Below are 14,781 nucleotides of genomic sequence, written 5' to 3' on the forward strand. Positions count from 1 at the left end.
CGTCAGGCGTTGCACAACCAGGCGTAGTTCTGCCGTAGGACCGTCAGGGCCGGCTTCACGTGCTGGGTCCGAACCCGGTTGTGATACCGCAGCAACGCCTTTTCGAGCGGAGAGACCTCGTGAGGACGCGGGTGGTCGATACTCGACGGCGTCCGTGACGGCAGGCACCGCAAGGTCATTCACGAAGCTCTCCACAGGTGGAAGGGGGCGTGTGCCGACCCATGACCGGGAAGGATCCGGTAGCGGCATGCGGGGGTCGTCTGCTGGCATGGTCAACCTGCTTGAGTAAGGCGGGATGGTAGTCCCTCCCGCCGGGCTGGCAGGCCCGCTCTGCTACAGGCCGCGCATCGGGCGCCAGGAGTGCACGTGACGCGAACCCCGAAGCTGTGTTCAGATCACGATACGTGGTATCCAGAACGCGCCCCCAGTATGCCATTTCTCATCAAATACGCGATCCCGCACTCACAGCCCACCAGGAGTCGCCGCCGGTGCGCCCGGTACGCCCAGCACCTCACGTGAGGGACATGACCTCATACGTATGGCCTGCCGCGCGCAGCCGCTCCACCAGGACGTCGCCGAGGGCGGCCGCCGGGGTCAGCGATCCTGCGGCGGGCGGCAGGCGGGCGCCGTCGAGGGCCAGGGAGAGCGCTGCCTCCCCGGCCATGACGGCGGTGGCGGCATATCCGGGGTCGCCCGGCCCGGCCACGACCGCCCGGTACCGCCTGCCGCTCCCAGTAGAAGCGGTCACCTGGGAACGGAACCAGCCTGAGCGCCGCGCTGCCTCGTCCGGGCCCGCACCGGACGACGGAAGGACGCTGTCCAGCAATTTCCTCGTGGGAGGTATGGCCAGTGCGGCCGCGAACACCCGTAGGCCGAGCGCCGTCGCCGCGGCGATGGCTGCGCCGGCCGGCCCGTGCCCCATACCCATCACCTCGTCGTACCGCAGGCCCCGGCCGTAGGCCCAACCCTGCAGTGCGTTGCTGCGACGCACTATCCGCGTGTTCGCCGACGCCATGATGAAGGGCGCGGCCCACAGGCCGTCCTCCGACCGGCCGACCCACCCCAGGTCCTTCGGCTGCCGGGTCGGGGGCTCCGCCGTCCGGTCCGGACTGAGGGAGTAGGGATCGCCCGCGAGCGATCGCAGCACAGGGTCCGACCGCGCGCCGTCGAGCTGTCCGCGCATGGACTCGATGGTGCCGCCGCTGAAGCCGCCCTTCGCCCTGGCGACGAGCTGCACCTCCGTCAGTCCCCCCGCGCCGTCGGCCTCCGCGGCCTGGTGCAGGAGGAGCACCGCGAGGTCCGACGGGACGGAGTCGTAGCCGCACGCGTGGACGATCCGTGCACCGGTAGTCCTTGCCAGGGCGTCGCAACGGTCGATGGCTTCGCGGACGAAGGACACCTCGCCCGTCAGGTCCCCGTAATGGGTGCCGGCGCGGGCACACGCCTCGACAACCGGCAACCCGTACTTCGCGTAGGGACCCACCGTGGTGAAGAGCACCCGGGTGCCCGCGGCCAGCGCGGCGAGCGAGTCAGGGTGCTCCGAGTCCGCCTCGATGAGGGCCCAGTCCTGTGCGGCGGCGGGCAGCCTCGACCGCACCGCTTCGAGCTTCACCCTCGACCTCCCCGCGAGTCCCACGCGCAGGTCCGCCGGAGCGTGGTCCGCAAGGTATCCGGCGATCAGTTCACCGACGAATCCGGTAGCGCCGAAGAGGACGAGGTCGTGATCGCGTGCTGGGGCCTCCATGCCAGCAGTCTTCCATGGCAGCGCCCGGCCCGACACCGAGAAGCGCCTACCTCTCCTGTAGCTGAAGGTTCTGGCAGTCGACGGGCGTTAGAGATTTCGGAGAAAGGTGCGTGCCTGCTCGAGTGCGGTGTGGGAACGATGGATCCGGGTGGGGGCTTTGGCAAGGATGTCCTCGGCGATCGTCTTGACCTTCTGGTTGGTGTCCTGGCTGTGTTGGCTGATGATGCGGAATGCTTCGTCGGTACTGATGCCGAGGTGGCCGGCGAGGATGCCTTTGGCCTGATCGATGACGGTTCGCCTGACGATGGACGCGGCGACTGCTTCGTCGGCGAGGCGGTGGGAGTCGGCGTGGATGGAGTGGGACAGGTCGATCATGAGTCCCCATACTCCGGTGGGAGTGCCGTCGCTGATGATCTGGTCCCCGACGACCAGCACCTGAAGGTCCTTGCCCTTGGTGTCCCGGAGGGTGAGGTAGGCGGACAGGGGCCCGCCGTGTTCGGTGACCTCGGACCAGAACGCGGCGCTCTTGTCGCGCATGTCGGGGTGGACGTGACCTTGGCCGAGCTCATAGGTCGGAACGATCTCGCCGGGCCTGTATCCCTGCATCGTGTACATCTCGTCGGACCACTGGAAGGCATCAGTCGCGTAGGTGTACTGGAAGGTGCCGGTGGGGCAGTTCTCGAAGATGCTGAAGGGCTCCGGGATGCCGGGACCCGGTGCGGGCATCTCCTCGAACGATGGCGGGGGGAAGGGCGGCATGAGGCACGACTGTCTGTGGATCTCGCGAGGCTGGCTTCATAACCCCGTTCACCCCGAACAATACCAACGGGCAACACCATGGATACCCGTTCGACCACGGTGAAAGGAAGGCCGTTCACAGCGACCCGACCGGCATCCAGGACCTTGGACGCAGGTCATGGTCAGCTTGGCAGGAGGATCTCCGTGCCGTCTGCCCGTCCGCAGTGAGGTCAGGGTTGCTGGCGGAGTTCCCAGAGGGCCTGAACGATGATGTCCTCGTCCCCTGGAGGGAGGCCCGCGATCCCGTGGAGGTACGCCTCGATGGCGAAGTGGTCAAGATTGCCGCCGAGACTGAAGTACTCGGACCACACCTGGGACGGGCCGAGCCCTAGGTGGCCCAATCCGGGAAGGGCGGGGTGGTCCCGGCCGGCGGGGGGGACCGGAAGATGCGGGTCGGCCGGGATGGGCGGAGTTGCCGTCCTGGCCGGCGGTGCATGAAGCGGGTCGGTCATTGGCTCACCCGTTTCCTTCCTCATCGCTGGTCCCGGCCGGAGGCCTTGACCTCACGGTAGGCGAACCAGCACGAACAGGTGGAGTGACCGGGCACCGGGTGCAGGTCTTGCGCAATGAGGTCGAAGCGGGGAGAAAGCGGGGCGAGTGGTCGCCCGGTCCGGGTCGGACGGGTAGTACAGGGCGTGGTCAGGGGGATGTGGTGGTGAGGATGCCGTCGGCGATGCTGTGGACGCTGACGGAGCGTTCCGCTGCGGCTGTGATGAGGAGGCGGAGGGCTTGTTCGCGGGTGCAGGTGTAGCGGGCCATGACCAGGCCGACGGCGACGTCGATGACTACCCGGGACTGGAAGGCCGCGGCAAGGTCCTGCATGCCGCCGGCCAGTTCCACCGTCTGGGCGGCATGGAGCAGCGCGGAGGCGCTGTCGGTGGCGAAGCGCTTCGCGAGAATCACGGCGGTCGGGGTGAAGGCGTGCGGAACGGTGGAATAGAAGTTCAGGGCGCACCGGGTGTCCTCGGTGAGGTCCACGGGAACGGCCAGGACACAGGCGATGCCGGCGCCGAGCAGGGCCTCGCGATACGCCTTACCAGCCTCTGACGTGTAGTCCGGCCTGCAGGCCGGCGTGTAGTCAGGCCGGGAGGCGTCGTCCCAGGAGATGGTCGGGGCGGGGGGGTGTCCGTGGTGGTGATGTCGGGGAGGTGGACGAGGTGCCCGGTCCGGGCTGCGGTGAGGCACGCGCCTTCGTTGTACCGGTACTGGATCTCATCGACCATCCGGGCTGTGTCGTTGTTGCTGACGACCGTTCCGGCCTGTCCTGCCCTGAGGAACGTGACCCCGCACAGGACGGTGGCGCCGTTCACGGACAGCAGCTCGGCAGCGTGCTGGGCGACGCGGGTGAAAGCGCCCTCCAGGGAATCCTGTGGCGGGGACGCATCGAACGCGTCAGCGTCCGACCCGGAATGGTCTCCGGATGAGAAATCGGATGAGGAAGAAGGGTCGTGGTCGTTCATCCTGCCCCCTTCGAGGGGTCCGGGTCCGACCAAAGGATGCGCCCCGTCTGTCAGAACAGCGGGCATCATCGAGAAGAACAAAGGCGAAGGACCCATACGAGTCCTTCTCTCCTCAGGATACGCCCCACGCGGTAGGAGGGCTTTGGAGGCCCACTACCTGGCAGAGGTAGGTGCTTGTTCTGTCGACGAGCAGCGGGCGGCACTGTTTCCTCGTGCGCTCGTCACGGTGATGGGACAACCCCGGGGTGAAAGTAGACGCCGTCGATACGCCCGGCCGTGGTCTCCGGCCGCACCCATGTTCACGCCGCTCTCACGTCAGCTCTGACGTGGACGGTGGGGGAGGCGTCAAAGGCAGGGGAACCAGTCCATCGGTCCGCGGTCAGGTTTCGAAGTGGGTGGTGACACGTTTGTGCTGTCCGAGTGAGCCGAGGATGTCGACGGAGAGGTCGCGAAGCTTCACGTTCCGGTTGGTGGAAGCGCGACGCAGGATGGCAGTCGCTTCTTCCTGGCCGCATCGGTTCTGCGCCATGATCGCCCCGATGGCCATGTCGATGCTGGTGCGTGATTCCATGGCTGCCCGCATGTTCGCGGCTGCATCGGTAAGTCTTGCGACGCGCACCGCCAGGCGTAGGGACTGGGATGCGTCGCGGGCGAGTCTCTCCGCGACCTGGATGCCCGTGGCGTCGAAGGTTCCGGGTTCGGTGGAGTAGAAGTCCAGGCCGGCGGCAGCCCCCTCGTCCAGGCGTATCGGTATCCCCAGCGCCGATCGCAGTCCGTAAGAGGCGATCGCCTCGCGGTACTCCGGGAACCGCGTCTCGGTCAGGAAGTCGGAGATGTGGATGGTCACGCCCTCGCGGGCCGCGCGCAGACAAGGTCCGTCGTCGAACCCGTACTGCACCTCATCGACCTGCTGCGCCCTTTCGCTGCTGCTGGCCACGGTGATCATCGAGCGCGGCCGCAACAGTGTGATCCCGCAGAACACGTCCCCGTATGGCCCGGTGAACGCTTCGGCCGCGACGGTGACCAGCCCGGTCAGGAATTCCTGGACGTCACTGCTTTCGAGCACCATGTTCTGCAGCTGGGCGGTAAAGGTATCCCGCTCGGCCTCACGGGCCAGTTCATTCTCGTCCGGCATCAATTCCTCGTCCACGTATCAGAAGGTCCAAGGCTTGCTGCTCAACCAATGGCCTATCCACAAGCCCACAGAATGTTACGGCATTCCACATCACCGCCCCGCTCAGGACCCGTCTCAGTAACTCATTCCAGCAGCCCATCCCGGGATCTCATCCAGTGGCGTCCCAGAGAGGGCCATTGCAATGCCGGCCGCAAGATCAGCCACGAGCCGCCCGTACGAGCTGTCCAACCTGCCGTGCGCCGGAGGATCTGATGGGACGGAGGCTCGCTGTCAGGCGGCATCGCAGATGTGCGCCGGACCCGGAGGAGGGGTGGAAGGCGGTCGTCCCTGAGGGCCCATAACCGGATGACCCGCCGGCCGCCTGCAGGACCGGATCGTCAGCAGAAGGTGATCGGCTCTCCAGGTGTAGTGGGGCGCTGCCTGCGCAGCGCCCCACTACATCACCTGGTCAACCGATCAGCCCGCCAGGAACTAGTGGCGTCGGTCGGTGGTGTCGGTGGTGTCGTCGGCGTCGATGAATTCGATCTGTTCGTTGCGGACGTCGCTGGTGACGGTCTCCTGCTCGGTGACGGTTTCCTTGTCGAGGCGGACGCGTTCGACGGCGACGGCTTCCTTCTCCACAACGGGGCGTTCGGCGTGGAGGATGACTTCGTGTTCCTCGTCGCTGATCGCGGGACCGTCGTAGGCGTCTCCGCGGTTGGCGTTGGTGATGGGCTCGCGCTCGATGCGGACCTCTTCGTGCGTCACCGGGACGGTCTTGGTGACGTTCTCGGTGACGACATACTTGCGCAGGCGGGCCTTGCCAACCTCGCGGCGCTCGGTGCCGACGTGGAGCTGCTCCTCCGAGCGGGTCATCGCGTCATCGGTGGTCGGACCGGAGGTGTCGTGACCAACGGTGTCCTTGCGGTCGTGACGCTCGTCGCCGGCCTGGAAACCAGGCTCGAACCCGGTCCCTGTCGTCGCGGTGGTCGTACCCGTAGTCATACCTGCCGTGTCCGAGTCGATGTTGCCGGAGGCTCCGGTGTGGCCGGAGAGCTCGTAGTGGCGGTAGAGGCGGTCTTCTTCCTCGGGGGTGATCTGGCCGTCGGACTCCACGCGGGGCGCGTCCTTGACCTGCTCCTTGGAGTAGGCGATGGTCACGTCGTCGCCCTTGACGTTCGCGCCCTGCAGCGGCGCGAAGGACTCGGAGGTACCGAACAGGCCGGTCTTGACGGTGACCCAGCTCGGGTCTTCGGTCTGGTCGTCCAGGTACACCTGGCCGATGGAGCCGATCTTTGCGCCATTGCTGTCCAGGACGTGACCGTGGCCTGAGAGGATGGTGTCGATGTCGTTCTGCGTAAGCATGGAGTTCCTTCTGTGGTGAGCCAGGCAATATGCCCGGCCGTGTCTGATGGGAAGTCTCGGTGGCGCCCGTAGCGGTATCCGGTTGACGCTTGCGCGGTCGCGTTGGGCGCCGTTCGGGCGTCAGCGTCGGTGCAGGTGAGGCTAGTCGGTCAGGCCTGATCGGTGGTCGATGCCGACCTGGTCGACCTTGCGGTGGAAGTGCATACCTGCTTTGCCGCCGATGATCGCCCCGATGAGGGGGACGAGCACGGCGATGGCCAGCGCGATGAGTCCGCCGGCGGTCAGCAGGCTGCCGTCGACAGGGATGCTGGGTGCGCCGTTGATGCGGGACAGCACGTTGAACTGATCCCCTGCGACAGCGGCGAGGATTGCGACGACGACGGCGATGATGATGCCCCACAGCCACACGGCGAGGCCCTGCTTCACGCCGTCGAAGCGGGACATGCGGCCTGCGACGTAGCCACCGCAGTAATAGGCGACGAACAGGATGATCGCGAGGACGATCCCGCTGACGATCCCGATGGTCTGCGCGTTGTTCTGTGCCTGGTCCGCAGCATCCTGGGCGCCGGCAGTGTTGGCGGCCCCGGCACCCACACCGATCGCGGCGGCCAGGGCGCTGAGCAGGACGGTCAGTCCGATGGCGGTCAACCAGCCGAAGAACGTCGAACCCCACTTGATGCCGCCGAAGCGTTCCTTCTCCGCGGCGACGACATCATTCCTGCGACTCCTGGGGGTACTTGCTCCCGAGTTGTTATCTGCCATGACATGCCCTTCTCATCTGAGGTGTGCAAGTGCGGTCGAGCTGGCGCTCACTCCATGGATCGACGAGAAACGTCATCACAGAGAGCGAACGCCCCCAAGCCGATCAATACCTAAGCTTACTGATAGTAAGCCTACTTGCATTATCCCCGGGGGGATCCGTGGTGAGGTTGACATCTGCTGGCAGTGCTTGGTTCTTCCTGAAGGCGTCCTAGGGCTTGTCGCCGTCCTGGTCTCCGGCCTCCACGAAATGCACCCCGCCCGGAGGTGAACTCCTGATGCTCGCGTGCTTCTCGACGTCATCCGACGGCCTGTTCTTCGCGACCACCGCCCCGCGGTCGGGCCAGGCGTGAGCGCGAGTGCAACTGCACAGGTCGTCACGGCTGCTGCGCAGGGAGGGCCCTCGACATCGGAGAGCGGCTCGAGGTGCTCAAGGACTATCCGACGCCGCCGAACTGTACGTCGCCGTTCGCGCCGATGTGGATCCGGGAGGTCGTCGGGCGACGCCAGGGCGCCTGATGGCGCCGCTGCCCGCTTGGCGCTGATCCCGGTGTCCCCTTCAGGCGTCCCGCTTCCGCCTGATACCCGCCGCGGCAGAGGACTAAACTGGTTCTGCCGGAGATTGCCCGGTCCCCGCGTCCCCTCCAGAGAGGCCCTTGATGGCTGCCGCATCGCCTGCACCGGGTGCCGGCCCCGACGCCGCCCAACTCCTTGCCTGGAAGCCCTTCCTGGCCCGGGCCGTGGTGAGTGCCGTGTTCGGGCTCGTGACCATCTTCTGGCGGGAGCCCTCCACGCTGGTGCTGTCGGTCGTGGGCGGGATCTACCTCCTGCTCACCGGTGCTGCGTACCTCTGGACGCACCGGATGCAGCACTGGGGACCCCGGGCGAAGCTCCTGACCGACGTCGGCGGGGGGCTGCTCCTCGGCGCGGGCATCGCGAGCCTCGTGTTCATCGATGACCGCAGCTTCGCCTTCGCGGGCGCCGTCGCCCTGGCCGTCTCGGGAGGGGCCGAGCTGGTTCGCGGGTCGGCGGTGCGGGGCCACGTGGCCGCTCGCGATCTCATCATGGTCGGCACGGTCAGCCTGGCCACCGGGGCCATCCTCCCGCTCGTCGATGCACTCGGCGCCCATGCTCTGCTCGGCGTGACCGGGGGAGGCGCATTGCTCACCGCCGTCGTCCTCGGTATCGCCGCCCTCAGCTACCGGCACGATTCAGCGCTCAGCGCACCCTCCGCCTCCGGCGCCCCCGGCGCGCCGGACCCCGTAAACTAGAGGCTCTACGTCTCGTAGAAGTATTGCTTCACCGGAAGGAGTGCCCGTGGCCAAGCGCCAGCCGGGGAAACCCACGCAGGGACGGTTCCGCCACGGCATCAAGGCCCCGCTCGTCTTCTCCGCGGTCCTCGCCGTGGTGGCCGGGGTGGCGACGTCGATCTTCGCCACGGGCGGGGGCACCAACGAATTGCGCGTGGATCTCGGCCTGACGGCGGCCGGGATCGCCTTCATCGCCTCCCTCGTGATCTGCGCGATGCTCATGATGGCCGAGACGCCGAACTCCGAGCATCTGAGCAAGGGCTCCGGCGTCAATCGTTCCTCCGCCACTCCCGATCGCCAGGCGCAGCCCGCGCGCGACGACGAACCCGGCGACGAACCCCGCTACGGAGTGCGGCTGCCGAAGAAGGACGGCTAGCGCGCTTCTCGACGGCACTGCTAGCCTCCCCTCATGGGGGACGATATAGCAGGATTCATTCATGGTTTCAGCACCATGGTCCGCCTCGCACAGGAAGCGCAGCCGCATTCCCCGCGGGGCAGGGAACTCCTCGACGTGCTCACCGCGCATCTCGGCGCCGAGCCGGGGACGGTGCCGGTCGTGGTGGAGGATGTCCCGTCCAGCCGTTTCGTGGATGCGGACATCGTCCTCTCCTCCCTCATGGGCGGGCGGGGCCGGCTGGTCGGCATCGGTGGAGGCGACCAGCGCCACCACATGTCGCTGTCCGACATGCTCCAGCAGGCGGACGCCTATTCGAACTTCCCCCTCTCCCAACCGGACTACGCCAATCTCCCCGTGGGCCCGAACGAGCAACGGCAGACCGTCGCGCTGGGCCTGCGCCTCCTGCACCGGGACGGCGTGCCGGTCGCGCTGCTCCAGCGCAAGGCCGAGCCGAGGTACGGCAGGCAGGCGGCGTCCATCGAAGTGCTCTGCGCAGACGCAGCGGTGACGGCCGACCTCCTTGCGGAATTCCGGCGGCGGATGCAGCACGAGAGTGTGCTCAAGGGGCAGATCCTGTCCCTGACCATGGAGAACTTCGGCCCGAGCAGCGCCGGCGTGACCTTCCACCCGCGGCCGAGCCTGACGGTCGACGACGTCATCCTCCCCGACGGTCTCCTGGCCCGGGTCACGGAGCACGCGCTCGGCATCGCAGCCCACCGGGAAGCTCTCGTCGCGGCCGGCCAACACCTCAAGCGCGGTATCCTCCTGTACGGGCCGCCGGGCACGGGCAAGACGCACACGGTCCGTTTCCTCCTGAGCCGGAGCGAGGGGACGACGGCGATCCTCCTGTCCGGCGGGAGCCTCGTCAGCGTGGGTGAGGCGGCTCGCATGGCGCGTGCACTGCAGCCGTCGATCGTCGTGCTCGAGGACTGCGACCTCATCGCCGAGGACCGCAGCTTCGGCCAGGGACCGAAGCCCCTGCTGTTCGAGGTGCTCGATGCCATGGACGGACTCGACGCCGATGCGGACGTCACGTTCGTCCTGACCACCAACCGAGTGGACATGCTCGAGCGGGCGCTCGCGCAGCGGCCCGGCCGCGTGGACCTTGCGGTCGAGGTGCCGCTTCCCGCCGAGTACGAGCGCGCAGCCCTCCTGCGGCTCTACGCCGGTGGGCTGCCCTTCAGCGCGGACGTGATCGGGATGGCTGCCGGGAGGATCGACGGTACGACGGCGTCCTTCACGCGGGAGCTCGTCCGGCGGGCCGTACTCGCTGCCGCGCTGCAGGGCGTACCGGTGGCGGATGCCCACCTGCTGGCCGCGGTGGACGAACTGACCGCCGACAGCGCGTCCCTCACGAGGAGCCTGCTCGGCAGCAACGGTGCGGCACGGGAGGACGGCGGAGCGGACGGGCAGCCGGTCTTCCGGTACGGTCCGGGGCCTGCGCCCTCCGGTTCGTCTCAGGCGTACGCGTCCTCGGTCACCCTCTCCTTCGACGCCCCGGAGCAGCCCGGCTTCGCCGACGGCGGCTACTCGGAGGACGGGTTCCCGGACGACGGGGTCGAGGTGATCGGCGGCGCTGCCGGCGATCCGGGCGGTCTGGCCGAGGGCACAGCGGACGACGGCGGGCATTAGCTGCACCGGGTCCTCGCGTTCCCCGGACCGGCTTGCTGGTCGCGTCGGAGGAAGCGACCAGCAGGCCGGTGGCCGGTCGGTTCAGCGGCCCGTGCGGCGCTTGCTGTAGACGTCGAACGCCACCGCGAGCAGCAGTACCAGCCCCTTGATGATTTGCTGCCACGCCGCGTCGACCGAGAGGATGGACAGCCCCTGGTTGAGGACGCCCATGACCAGGCCGCCGATCACTGCGCCGACGACCGTACCGACGCCGCCCTGCACGGCGGCTCCTCCGATGAAGACGGCCGCGATCGCGTCGAGTTCGAAACTTCCGCCCGCGGATGCCACAGCACTGCCCGCGCGGGCAGTGCTGACCACGCCGGCGAGACCGGCGAGGAAGCCCATGTTCACGAAGATGAAGAAGTTGACCCACTTCGTCTTCACGCCGGACATCATGGCTGCGTAAAGGTTTCCTCCCATTGCGTAGACGTGCCGCCCGAAGACCGTCCGCGAGAGCAGGAAGGAATAGAGCAGTACGAGCGTCGCGAGGATGACGAGGATGATCGGCGTGCCCCGGTTGTACGCCAGCAGGTAGCACAGGTACATGATGGCGACGACGGCGATGGCGATCTTGAGGACGAAGGACAGCGTCCGCTCGCGGGGCAGGTTCAGTCGGCGCAGGTCCGCGCGTCCCTTGAGCTGCTGGACCACCAGGGCCAGCGAGGCCAGGGCACCGATGCCGAGCGTGATGAGGTCCGGTGTGCCGGTTGACGGGAGCGTGCCGGAACCGATCGAGTTGAAGGCCCGCGGCAGCCCGCTGATGGTTCCACCGGTCAGGAGCACGAGGGCCACGCCCCGGAATACGAGCATGCCGGCGAGCGTCACGATGAACGCCGGTATGCCCACGAAGGCGACCCAGAAGCCCTGCCACGCACCGATGAGTGCGCCCACGAGGAGCGACAGCGCGACGGCGGCACCCCACGGGAGCCCCCAGTTGTTCATGGAGAGTGCCGCCACAGCGCCGACCGTGGCGACGATCGATCCCACGGACAGGTCGATGTGCCCCGCAATGATGACGATCACCATCCCGATGGCGAGGATGAGCACGTAGGCGTTCTGCTGGATCAGGTTGCTGACGTTGCCCGGGTACAGGAGGCGGCCGCCGGTGAGGACCTGGAAAAGGAGGATGATGACGGCGAGGGCGGCGAGGATGCCGTACTGGCGCATGTCGACCCGGCGCCTCTTCTTCTTCACGGGGTCGGGCCGTGGCGGGACGGGAGCAGTGGCCTGCTCGGGCGTGGTGGTGGTCATGAGGCCTGTGCTCCTTGGTTCCTGGCGGCGGTCATGTGGCGCATGAGCTCCTCCTGGGTGGCGTCGGCGCGGTCCAGCTCGCCGGTCAGCTTGCCTTCCGCGATGGTGTAGATGCGGTCCGAGAGGCCGATCAGTTCGGGTAGCTCGCTGGAGATGACGATTACCGCTTTGCCCTGGGCCGCCATCTCGTTGATGATTCCGTAGATCTCGTACTTGGCTCCGACGTCGATCCCTCGCGTCGGCTCATCCAGGATCAGCACGTCCGGTCCTGAGTAGATCCACTTGCTGAGGACTACCTTCTGCTGGTTCCCGCCGGAGAGGTTGCCCACCACGGAGGAGACGCTCGGCGTCTTGATGTTCATCTGCTTGCGGTACTCGTCGGCGACGGCATACTCCCGGTGCCGGTCGATGATGCCCAGGCGCGCGAGTTTCCCGAGCGCCGCGGCCGACACGTTGACCGTGATGCTGCCGATCAGGTTCAGGCCGTAGCGCTTGCGGTCCTCGGTGACGTAGGCGATCCCGTTCCGGATCGCCTCACCGACGGTGCGTGTCTGGATCTCCACGCCGTCCTTGTAGACCCGGCCCGAGATCCCGCTCCCGTAGGACCGCCCGAAGATGCTCATGGCGAGTTCCGTACGGCCCGCGCCCATGAGCCCTGCGAAGCCGACGATCTCGCCGGCGCGGACGTGGAAGGACGCGCGGTCCACGACGATCCGCTCCACATCGATGGGATGGTGCACGGACCAGTCCTCGACCCGGAACTTCTCCTCGCCGATATCCGGTTCCCGCGGTGGGAACTGGTGGTCGAGCGGACGCCCGACCATGGCGCGGATGATGCGGGTCTCGATGTCGTCGCTGTCCGTGACGCGGAAGGACTCGATGGTCCGGCCGTCACGGATGACGGTCACGGTATCGGCGATCGCGCGGATCTCCTTGAGCTTGTGGGAGATGATGATCGAGGTGATGCCCTGGGTCCGCAGCTGCTCGATCAGGTTCAGCAGGTGCGCGGAGTCGTCGTCGTTCAGGGCAGCCGTGGGCTCGTCGAGGATGAGGATCTTGACCTCCTTGGAGAGCGCCTTGGCAATCTCCACGAGCTGCTGCTTTCCCACGCCCAGTTCGAGCACCTTGGTGGCGGCGTTCTCCTGCAGTCCCACCCGGGCGAGCAGCTCGGTGGCCTGGAGGTTCGTCTTGTTCCAGTCGATCACCCCGCCGCGCTGCACCTCGTTGCCCAGGAAGATGTTCTCGGCGATCGAGAGGTACGGGCTGAGTGCCAGTTCCTGGTGGATGATGACGACGCCGTCGCGCTCGCTGTCGTTGATCGAGCTGTAGGCCACCGGCTCTCCGTCGATCGTGATCGTCCCCTCGAAGCTGCCGTGCGGGTAGACACCGCTCAGCACTTTCATCAGGGTGGATTTGCCGGCGCCGTTCTCGCCGCAGATCGCGTGGACCTCGCCGCGTTCCACGCTCACCGAGACGCCGTCGAGGGCCCGGATCCCGTTGAACTCCTTGACGATTCCGTCCATCTTGAGGATTACGTCACTCATGCTGTTCTCGCTTCGCTCTCGGGCAGGACGGGGCGCGGTTCACGACCGCGCCCCGTCCGTCCCTTCCGATGGTCAGAGACCGATGTCTGCTGCCTTGACGAAGCCGGACTCCACGAGCGTCGGCTCGACGTCGTCCTTGGCCACCACGACGGGGTCGAGGAGGTACGAGGGCACCACCTTGGTGCCGTTGTCGTAGGTCTCGGTGTCGTTGACCTCGACCTCGTCGCCGGCGACGATCGAGGCGATCATCGATTCGACTTGGCTGCCGAGCTCGCGCGTGTCCTTCCAGACGGTCATCGACTGCTGACCGGCCAGGATGGCCTTGACGTTGGCGACATCAGCGTCCTGGCCCGTGATGATGGGCCAGTCGCTCCCGGGCTTGTAGCCCGCGGCGTCGAGGGACGCCTCGATGCCGAGCGCCAGGCTGTCGTTGGGGGAGAGCACGACGTCGACCTTGTCGCCGCCGGTGTAGAACGACTGCAGGCGGTTGTCCATCTCGGCCTGCGCGTCGTCGGAGCCCCAGCCGAGGATCCCGATGGCCTTCCAGCCGTCGTTGTCCGCCGGCGACTTGCCGGAGGGGACGACCAGCTGGCCCGATTCGACGTAGGGCAGGAGGACGTCCCATGCACCGGCGAAGAAGAAGGCCGCGTTGTTGTCGTCCGGGCTGCCGGCGAAGGGCTCCAGGTTGAAGGGCCCCTTGCCGTCGGCGAGGCCGAGCTGCTCCTCGATGAACTGGCCCTGGAGCTGGCCCACCTTGTAGTTGTCGAACGTGGCGTAGTAGTCCACGGCCTCGGTGCCGTTGATGAGGCGGTCGTAGGCGATGACCTTGACGTCCTGGGACGCAGCGTCCTCGAGGGCGGGGCCGAGGGTCTGTCCGTCGATGGCCGCGACGACGAGGATCTTCGCCCCACCGGCAACCTGGTTCTGGATCTGGCTGATCTGCTGGTCGGTCTTGTTGTCGGCGTACTGGAGGTCGACGGTGCAGTCCGCGGCCTCGAGCTTCTCCTTGAGCCCCTCGCCGTCATTGATCCAGCGCTCGAGACTTCGCGTGGGCATGGAAATGCCGACATTGCAGCTGCTGGCGGAGTCGCCTTCGGCTTCCGGAGTCGATCCGGCCGGCGCGCAGGCCGACATGCCCGCTGCGACACCGACTGCCAGCAGGAAGGCCGAGACGTTCTTGATCGTGGTCATGGGTTGAGCCTTTGAAAAGGATCCGACCGGTGGCGGGTGAACCCGGGTACGGGCCGATGGCGGCGGCCGGCCCTGGTTCGCCTGATGGCTGGATCGAGCTGATACAACGCTGTAGCGCCCGGCCGATGTTGCCATCGACAGAATGTGGGCCAAGACAACTTATCCACGTGACAAGGG

At 67.1% G+C, this 14,781-nt stretch carries 13 protein-coding genes and 1 pseudogene; 4 read left to right on the forward strand and 10 right to left on the reverse strand.

Features of this window, described 5'->3' with window-relative positions:
* Nucleotides 1-511 precede the first annotated feature (511 nt).
* The 7 genes from AC1MFI_RS05805 to AC1MFI_RS05835 form a co-directional block, all read right to left on the reverse strand.
* Entirely contained in the window at nt 512-1,744 is a 1,233-nt protein-coding gene (locus AC1MFI_RS05805; protein ID WP_479820167.1) for a saccharopine dehydrogenase family protein, read from the reverse strand.
* A gap of 87 nt (nt 1,745-1,831) precedes the next feature.
* The gene (locus tag AC1MFI_RS05810) at nt 1,832-2,503 is read right to left on the reverse strand and encodes a PAS and ANTAR domain-containing protein (protein WP_479820168.1); all 672 of its coding nucleotides are present in this window, start codon (nt 2,501-2,503) and stop codon (nt 1,832-1,834) included.
* 209 nt (nt 2,504-2,712) lie between these two features.
* Nucleotides 2,713-2,994: a hypothetical protein gene (locus tag AC1MFI_RS05815; RefSeq protein ID WP_479820169.1), complete on the reverse strand. Its 282-nt coding sequence runs from the start codon at nt 2,992-2,994 to the stop codon at nt 2,713-2,715.
* A gap of 187 nt (nt 2,995-3,181) precedes the next feature.
* Complete coding sequence (locus tag AC1MFI_RS05820; RefSeq protein WP_479820170.1) at nt 3,182-3,727, reverse strand: GAF and ANTAR domain-containing protein; 546 nt, start codon at nt 3,725-3,727, stop codon at nt 3,182-3,184.
* 654 nt (nt 3,728-4,381) lie between these two features.
* A complete protein-coding gene (locus tag AC1MFI_RS05825; protein ID WP_479820171.1) occupies nt 4,382-5,137 on the reverse strand; it encodes a GAF and ANTAR domain-containing protein in 756 nt (251 codons plus the stop codon).
* Nucleotides 5,138-5,608: 471 nt separating this feature from the next.
* Entirely contained in the window at nt 5,609-6,481 is an 873-nt protein-coding gene (locus tag AC1MFI_RS05830) for a DUF2382 domain-containing protein (protein WP_479820172.1), read from the reverse strand.
* A 141-nt stretch (nt 6,482-6,622) separates the two neighbouring features.
* Nucleotides 6,623-7,243 (reverse strand): hypothetical protein, encoded by a 621-nt coding sequence (locus AC1MFI_RS05835; protein WP_479820173.1) that lies wholly within the window; start codon nt 7,241-7,243, stop codon nt 6,623-6,625.
* Between the two features lie 393 nt (nt 7,244-7,636).
* Here AC1MFI_RS05835 and AC1MFI_RS05840 point away from each other — a divergent pair.
* The 4 genes and pseudogenes from AC1MFI_RS05840 to AC1MFI_RS05855 all read left to right on the forward strand — a co-directional run.
* Nucleotides 7,637-7,759, forward strand: a pseudogene (locus tag AC1MFI_RS05840) (DNA alkylation repair protein); the annotation flags it as partial.
* 140 nt (nt 7,760-7,899) lie between these two features.
* Nucleotides 7,900-8,511, forward strand: coding sequence for a hypothetical protein (locus AC1MFI_RS05845; RefSeq protein WP_479820174.1), 612 nt, complete (start codon nt 7,900-7,902; stop codon nt 8,509-8,511).
* A gap of 46 nt (nt 8,512-8,557) precedes the next feature.
* On the forward strand, nt 8,558-8,926 hold the full coding sequence (locus AC1MFI_RS05850; protein WP_479820175.1) for a hypothetical protein: 369 nt from the start codon (nt 8,558-8,560) through the stop codon (nt 8,924-8,926).
* 33 nt (nt 8,927-8,959) lie between these two features.
* Nucleotides 8,960-10,579: an AAA family ATPase gene (locus tag AC1MFI_RS05855; protein WP_479820176.1), complete on the forward strand. Its 1,620-nt coding sequence runs from the start codon at nt 8,960-8,962 to the stop codon at nt 10,577-10,579.
* Between the two features lie 81 nt (nt 10,580-10,660).
* Here AC1MFI_RS05855 and mmsB read toward each other — a convergent pair whose 3' ends face one another.
* The 3 genes from mmsB to chvE all read right to left on the reverse strand — a co-directional run bounded on the left by mmsB (nt 10,661) and on the right by chvE (nt 14,604).
* Nucleotides 10,661-11,869: a multiple monosaccharide ABC transporter permease gene (mmsB, locus tag AC1MFI_RS05860; RefSeq protein WP_479820177.1), complete on the reverse strand. Its 1,209-nt coding sequence runs from the start codon at nt 11,867-11,869 to the stop codon at nt 10,661-10,663.
* Nucleotides 11,866-13,413: a multiple monosaccharide ABC transporter ATP-binding protein gene (gene mmsA, locus AC1MFI_RS05865; protein ID WP_479820178.1), complete on the reverse strand. Its 1,548-nt coding sequence runs from the start codon at nt 13,411-13,413 to the stop codon at nt 11,866-11,868. The genes mmsB and mmsA overlap by 4 nt, the downstream gene beginning before the upstream one ends.
* Nucleotides 13,414-13,485: 72 nt before the next feature.
* Entirely contained in the window at nt 13,486-14,604 is a 1,119-nt protein-coding gene (gene chvE, locus AC1MFI_RS05870) for a multiple monosaccharide ABC transporter substrate-binding protein (RefSeq protein ID WP_479820179.1), read from the reverse strand.
* Between the last annotated feature and the right edge of the window lie 177 nt (nt 14,605-14,781).

Source organism: Arthrobacter sp. BC5, from assembly GCF_056680255.1.

What these genes read in the sequence shown, in the direction of transcription:
- AC1MFI_RS05805 (WP_479820167.1), bottom strand. Translation starts at nt 1,744, where the DNA reads ATGGAGGCCCCAGCACGCGATCACGACCTCGTCCTCTTCGGCGCTACC.
- AC1MFI_RS05810 (WP_479820168.1), bottom strand. Translation starts at nt 2,503, where the DNA reads ATGCCGCCCTTCCCCCCGCCATCGTTCGAGGAGATGCCCGCACCGGGT.
- AC1MFI_RS05815 (WP_479820169.1), bottom strand. Translation starts at nt 2,994, where the DNA reads ATGACCGACCCGCTTCATGCACCGCCGGCCAGGACGGCAACTCCGCCC.
- AC1MFI_RS05825 (WP_479820171.1), bottom strand. Translation starts at nt 5,137, where the DNA reads ATGCCGGACGAGAATGAACTGGCCCGTGAGGCCGAGCGGGATACCTTT.
- AC1MFI_RS05830 (WP_479820172.1), bottom strand. Translation starts at nt 6,481, where the DNA reads ATGCTTACGCAGAACGACATCGACACCATCCTCTCAGGCCACGGTCAC.
- AC1MFI_RS05835 (WP_479820173.1), bottom strand. Translation starts at nt 7,243, where the DNA reads ATGGCAGATAACAACTCGGGAGCAAGTACCCCCAGGAGTCGCAGGAAT.
- AC1MFI_RS05845 (WP_479820174.1), top strand. Translation starts at nt 7,900, where the DNA reads ATGGCTGCCGCATCGCCTGCACCGGGTGCCGGCCCCGACGCCGCCCAA.
- AC1MFI_RS05855 (WP_479820176.1), top strand. Translation starts at nt 8,960, where the DNA reads ATGGGGGACGATATAGCAGGATTCATTCATGGTTTCAGCACCATGGTC.
- mmsB (WP_479820177.1), bottom strand. Translation starts at nt 11,869, where the DNA reads ATGACCACCACCACGCCCGAGCAGGCCACTGCTCCCGTCCCGCCACGG.
- mmsA (WP_479820178.1), bottom strand. Translation starts at nt 13,413, where the DNA reads ATGAGTGACGTAATCCTCAAGATGGACGGAATCGTCAAGGAGTTCAAC.
- chvE (WP_479820179.1), bottom strand. Translation starts at nt 14,604, where the DNA reads ATGACCACGATCAAGAACGTCTCGGCCTTCCTGCTGGCAGTCGGTGTC.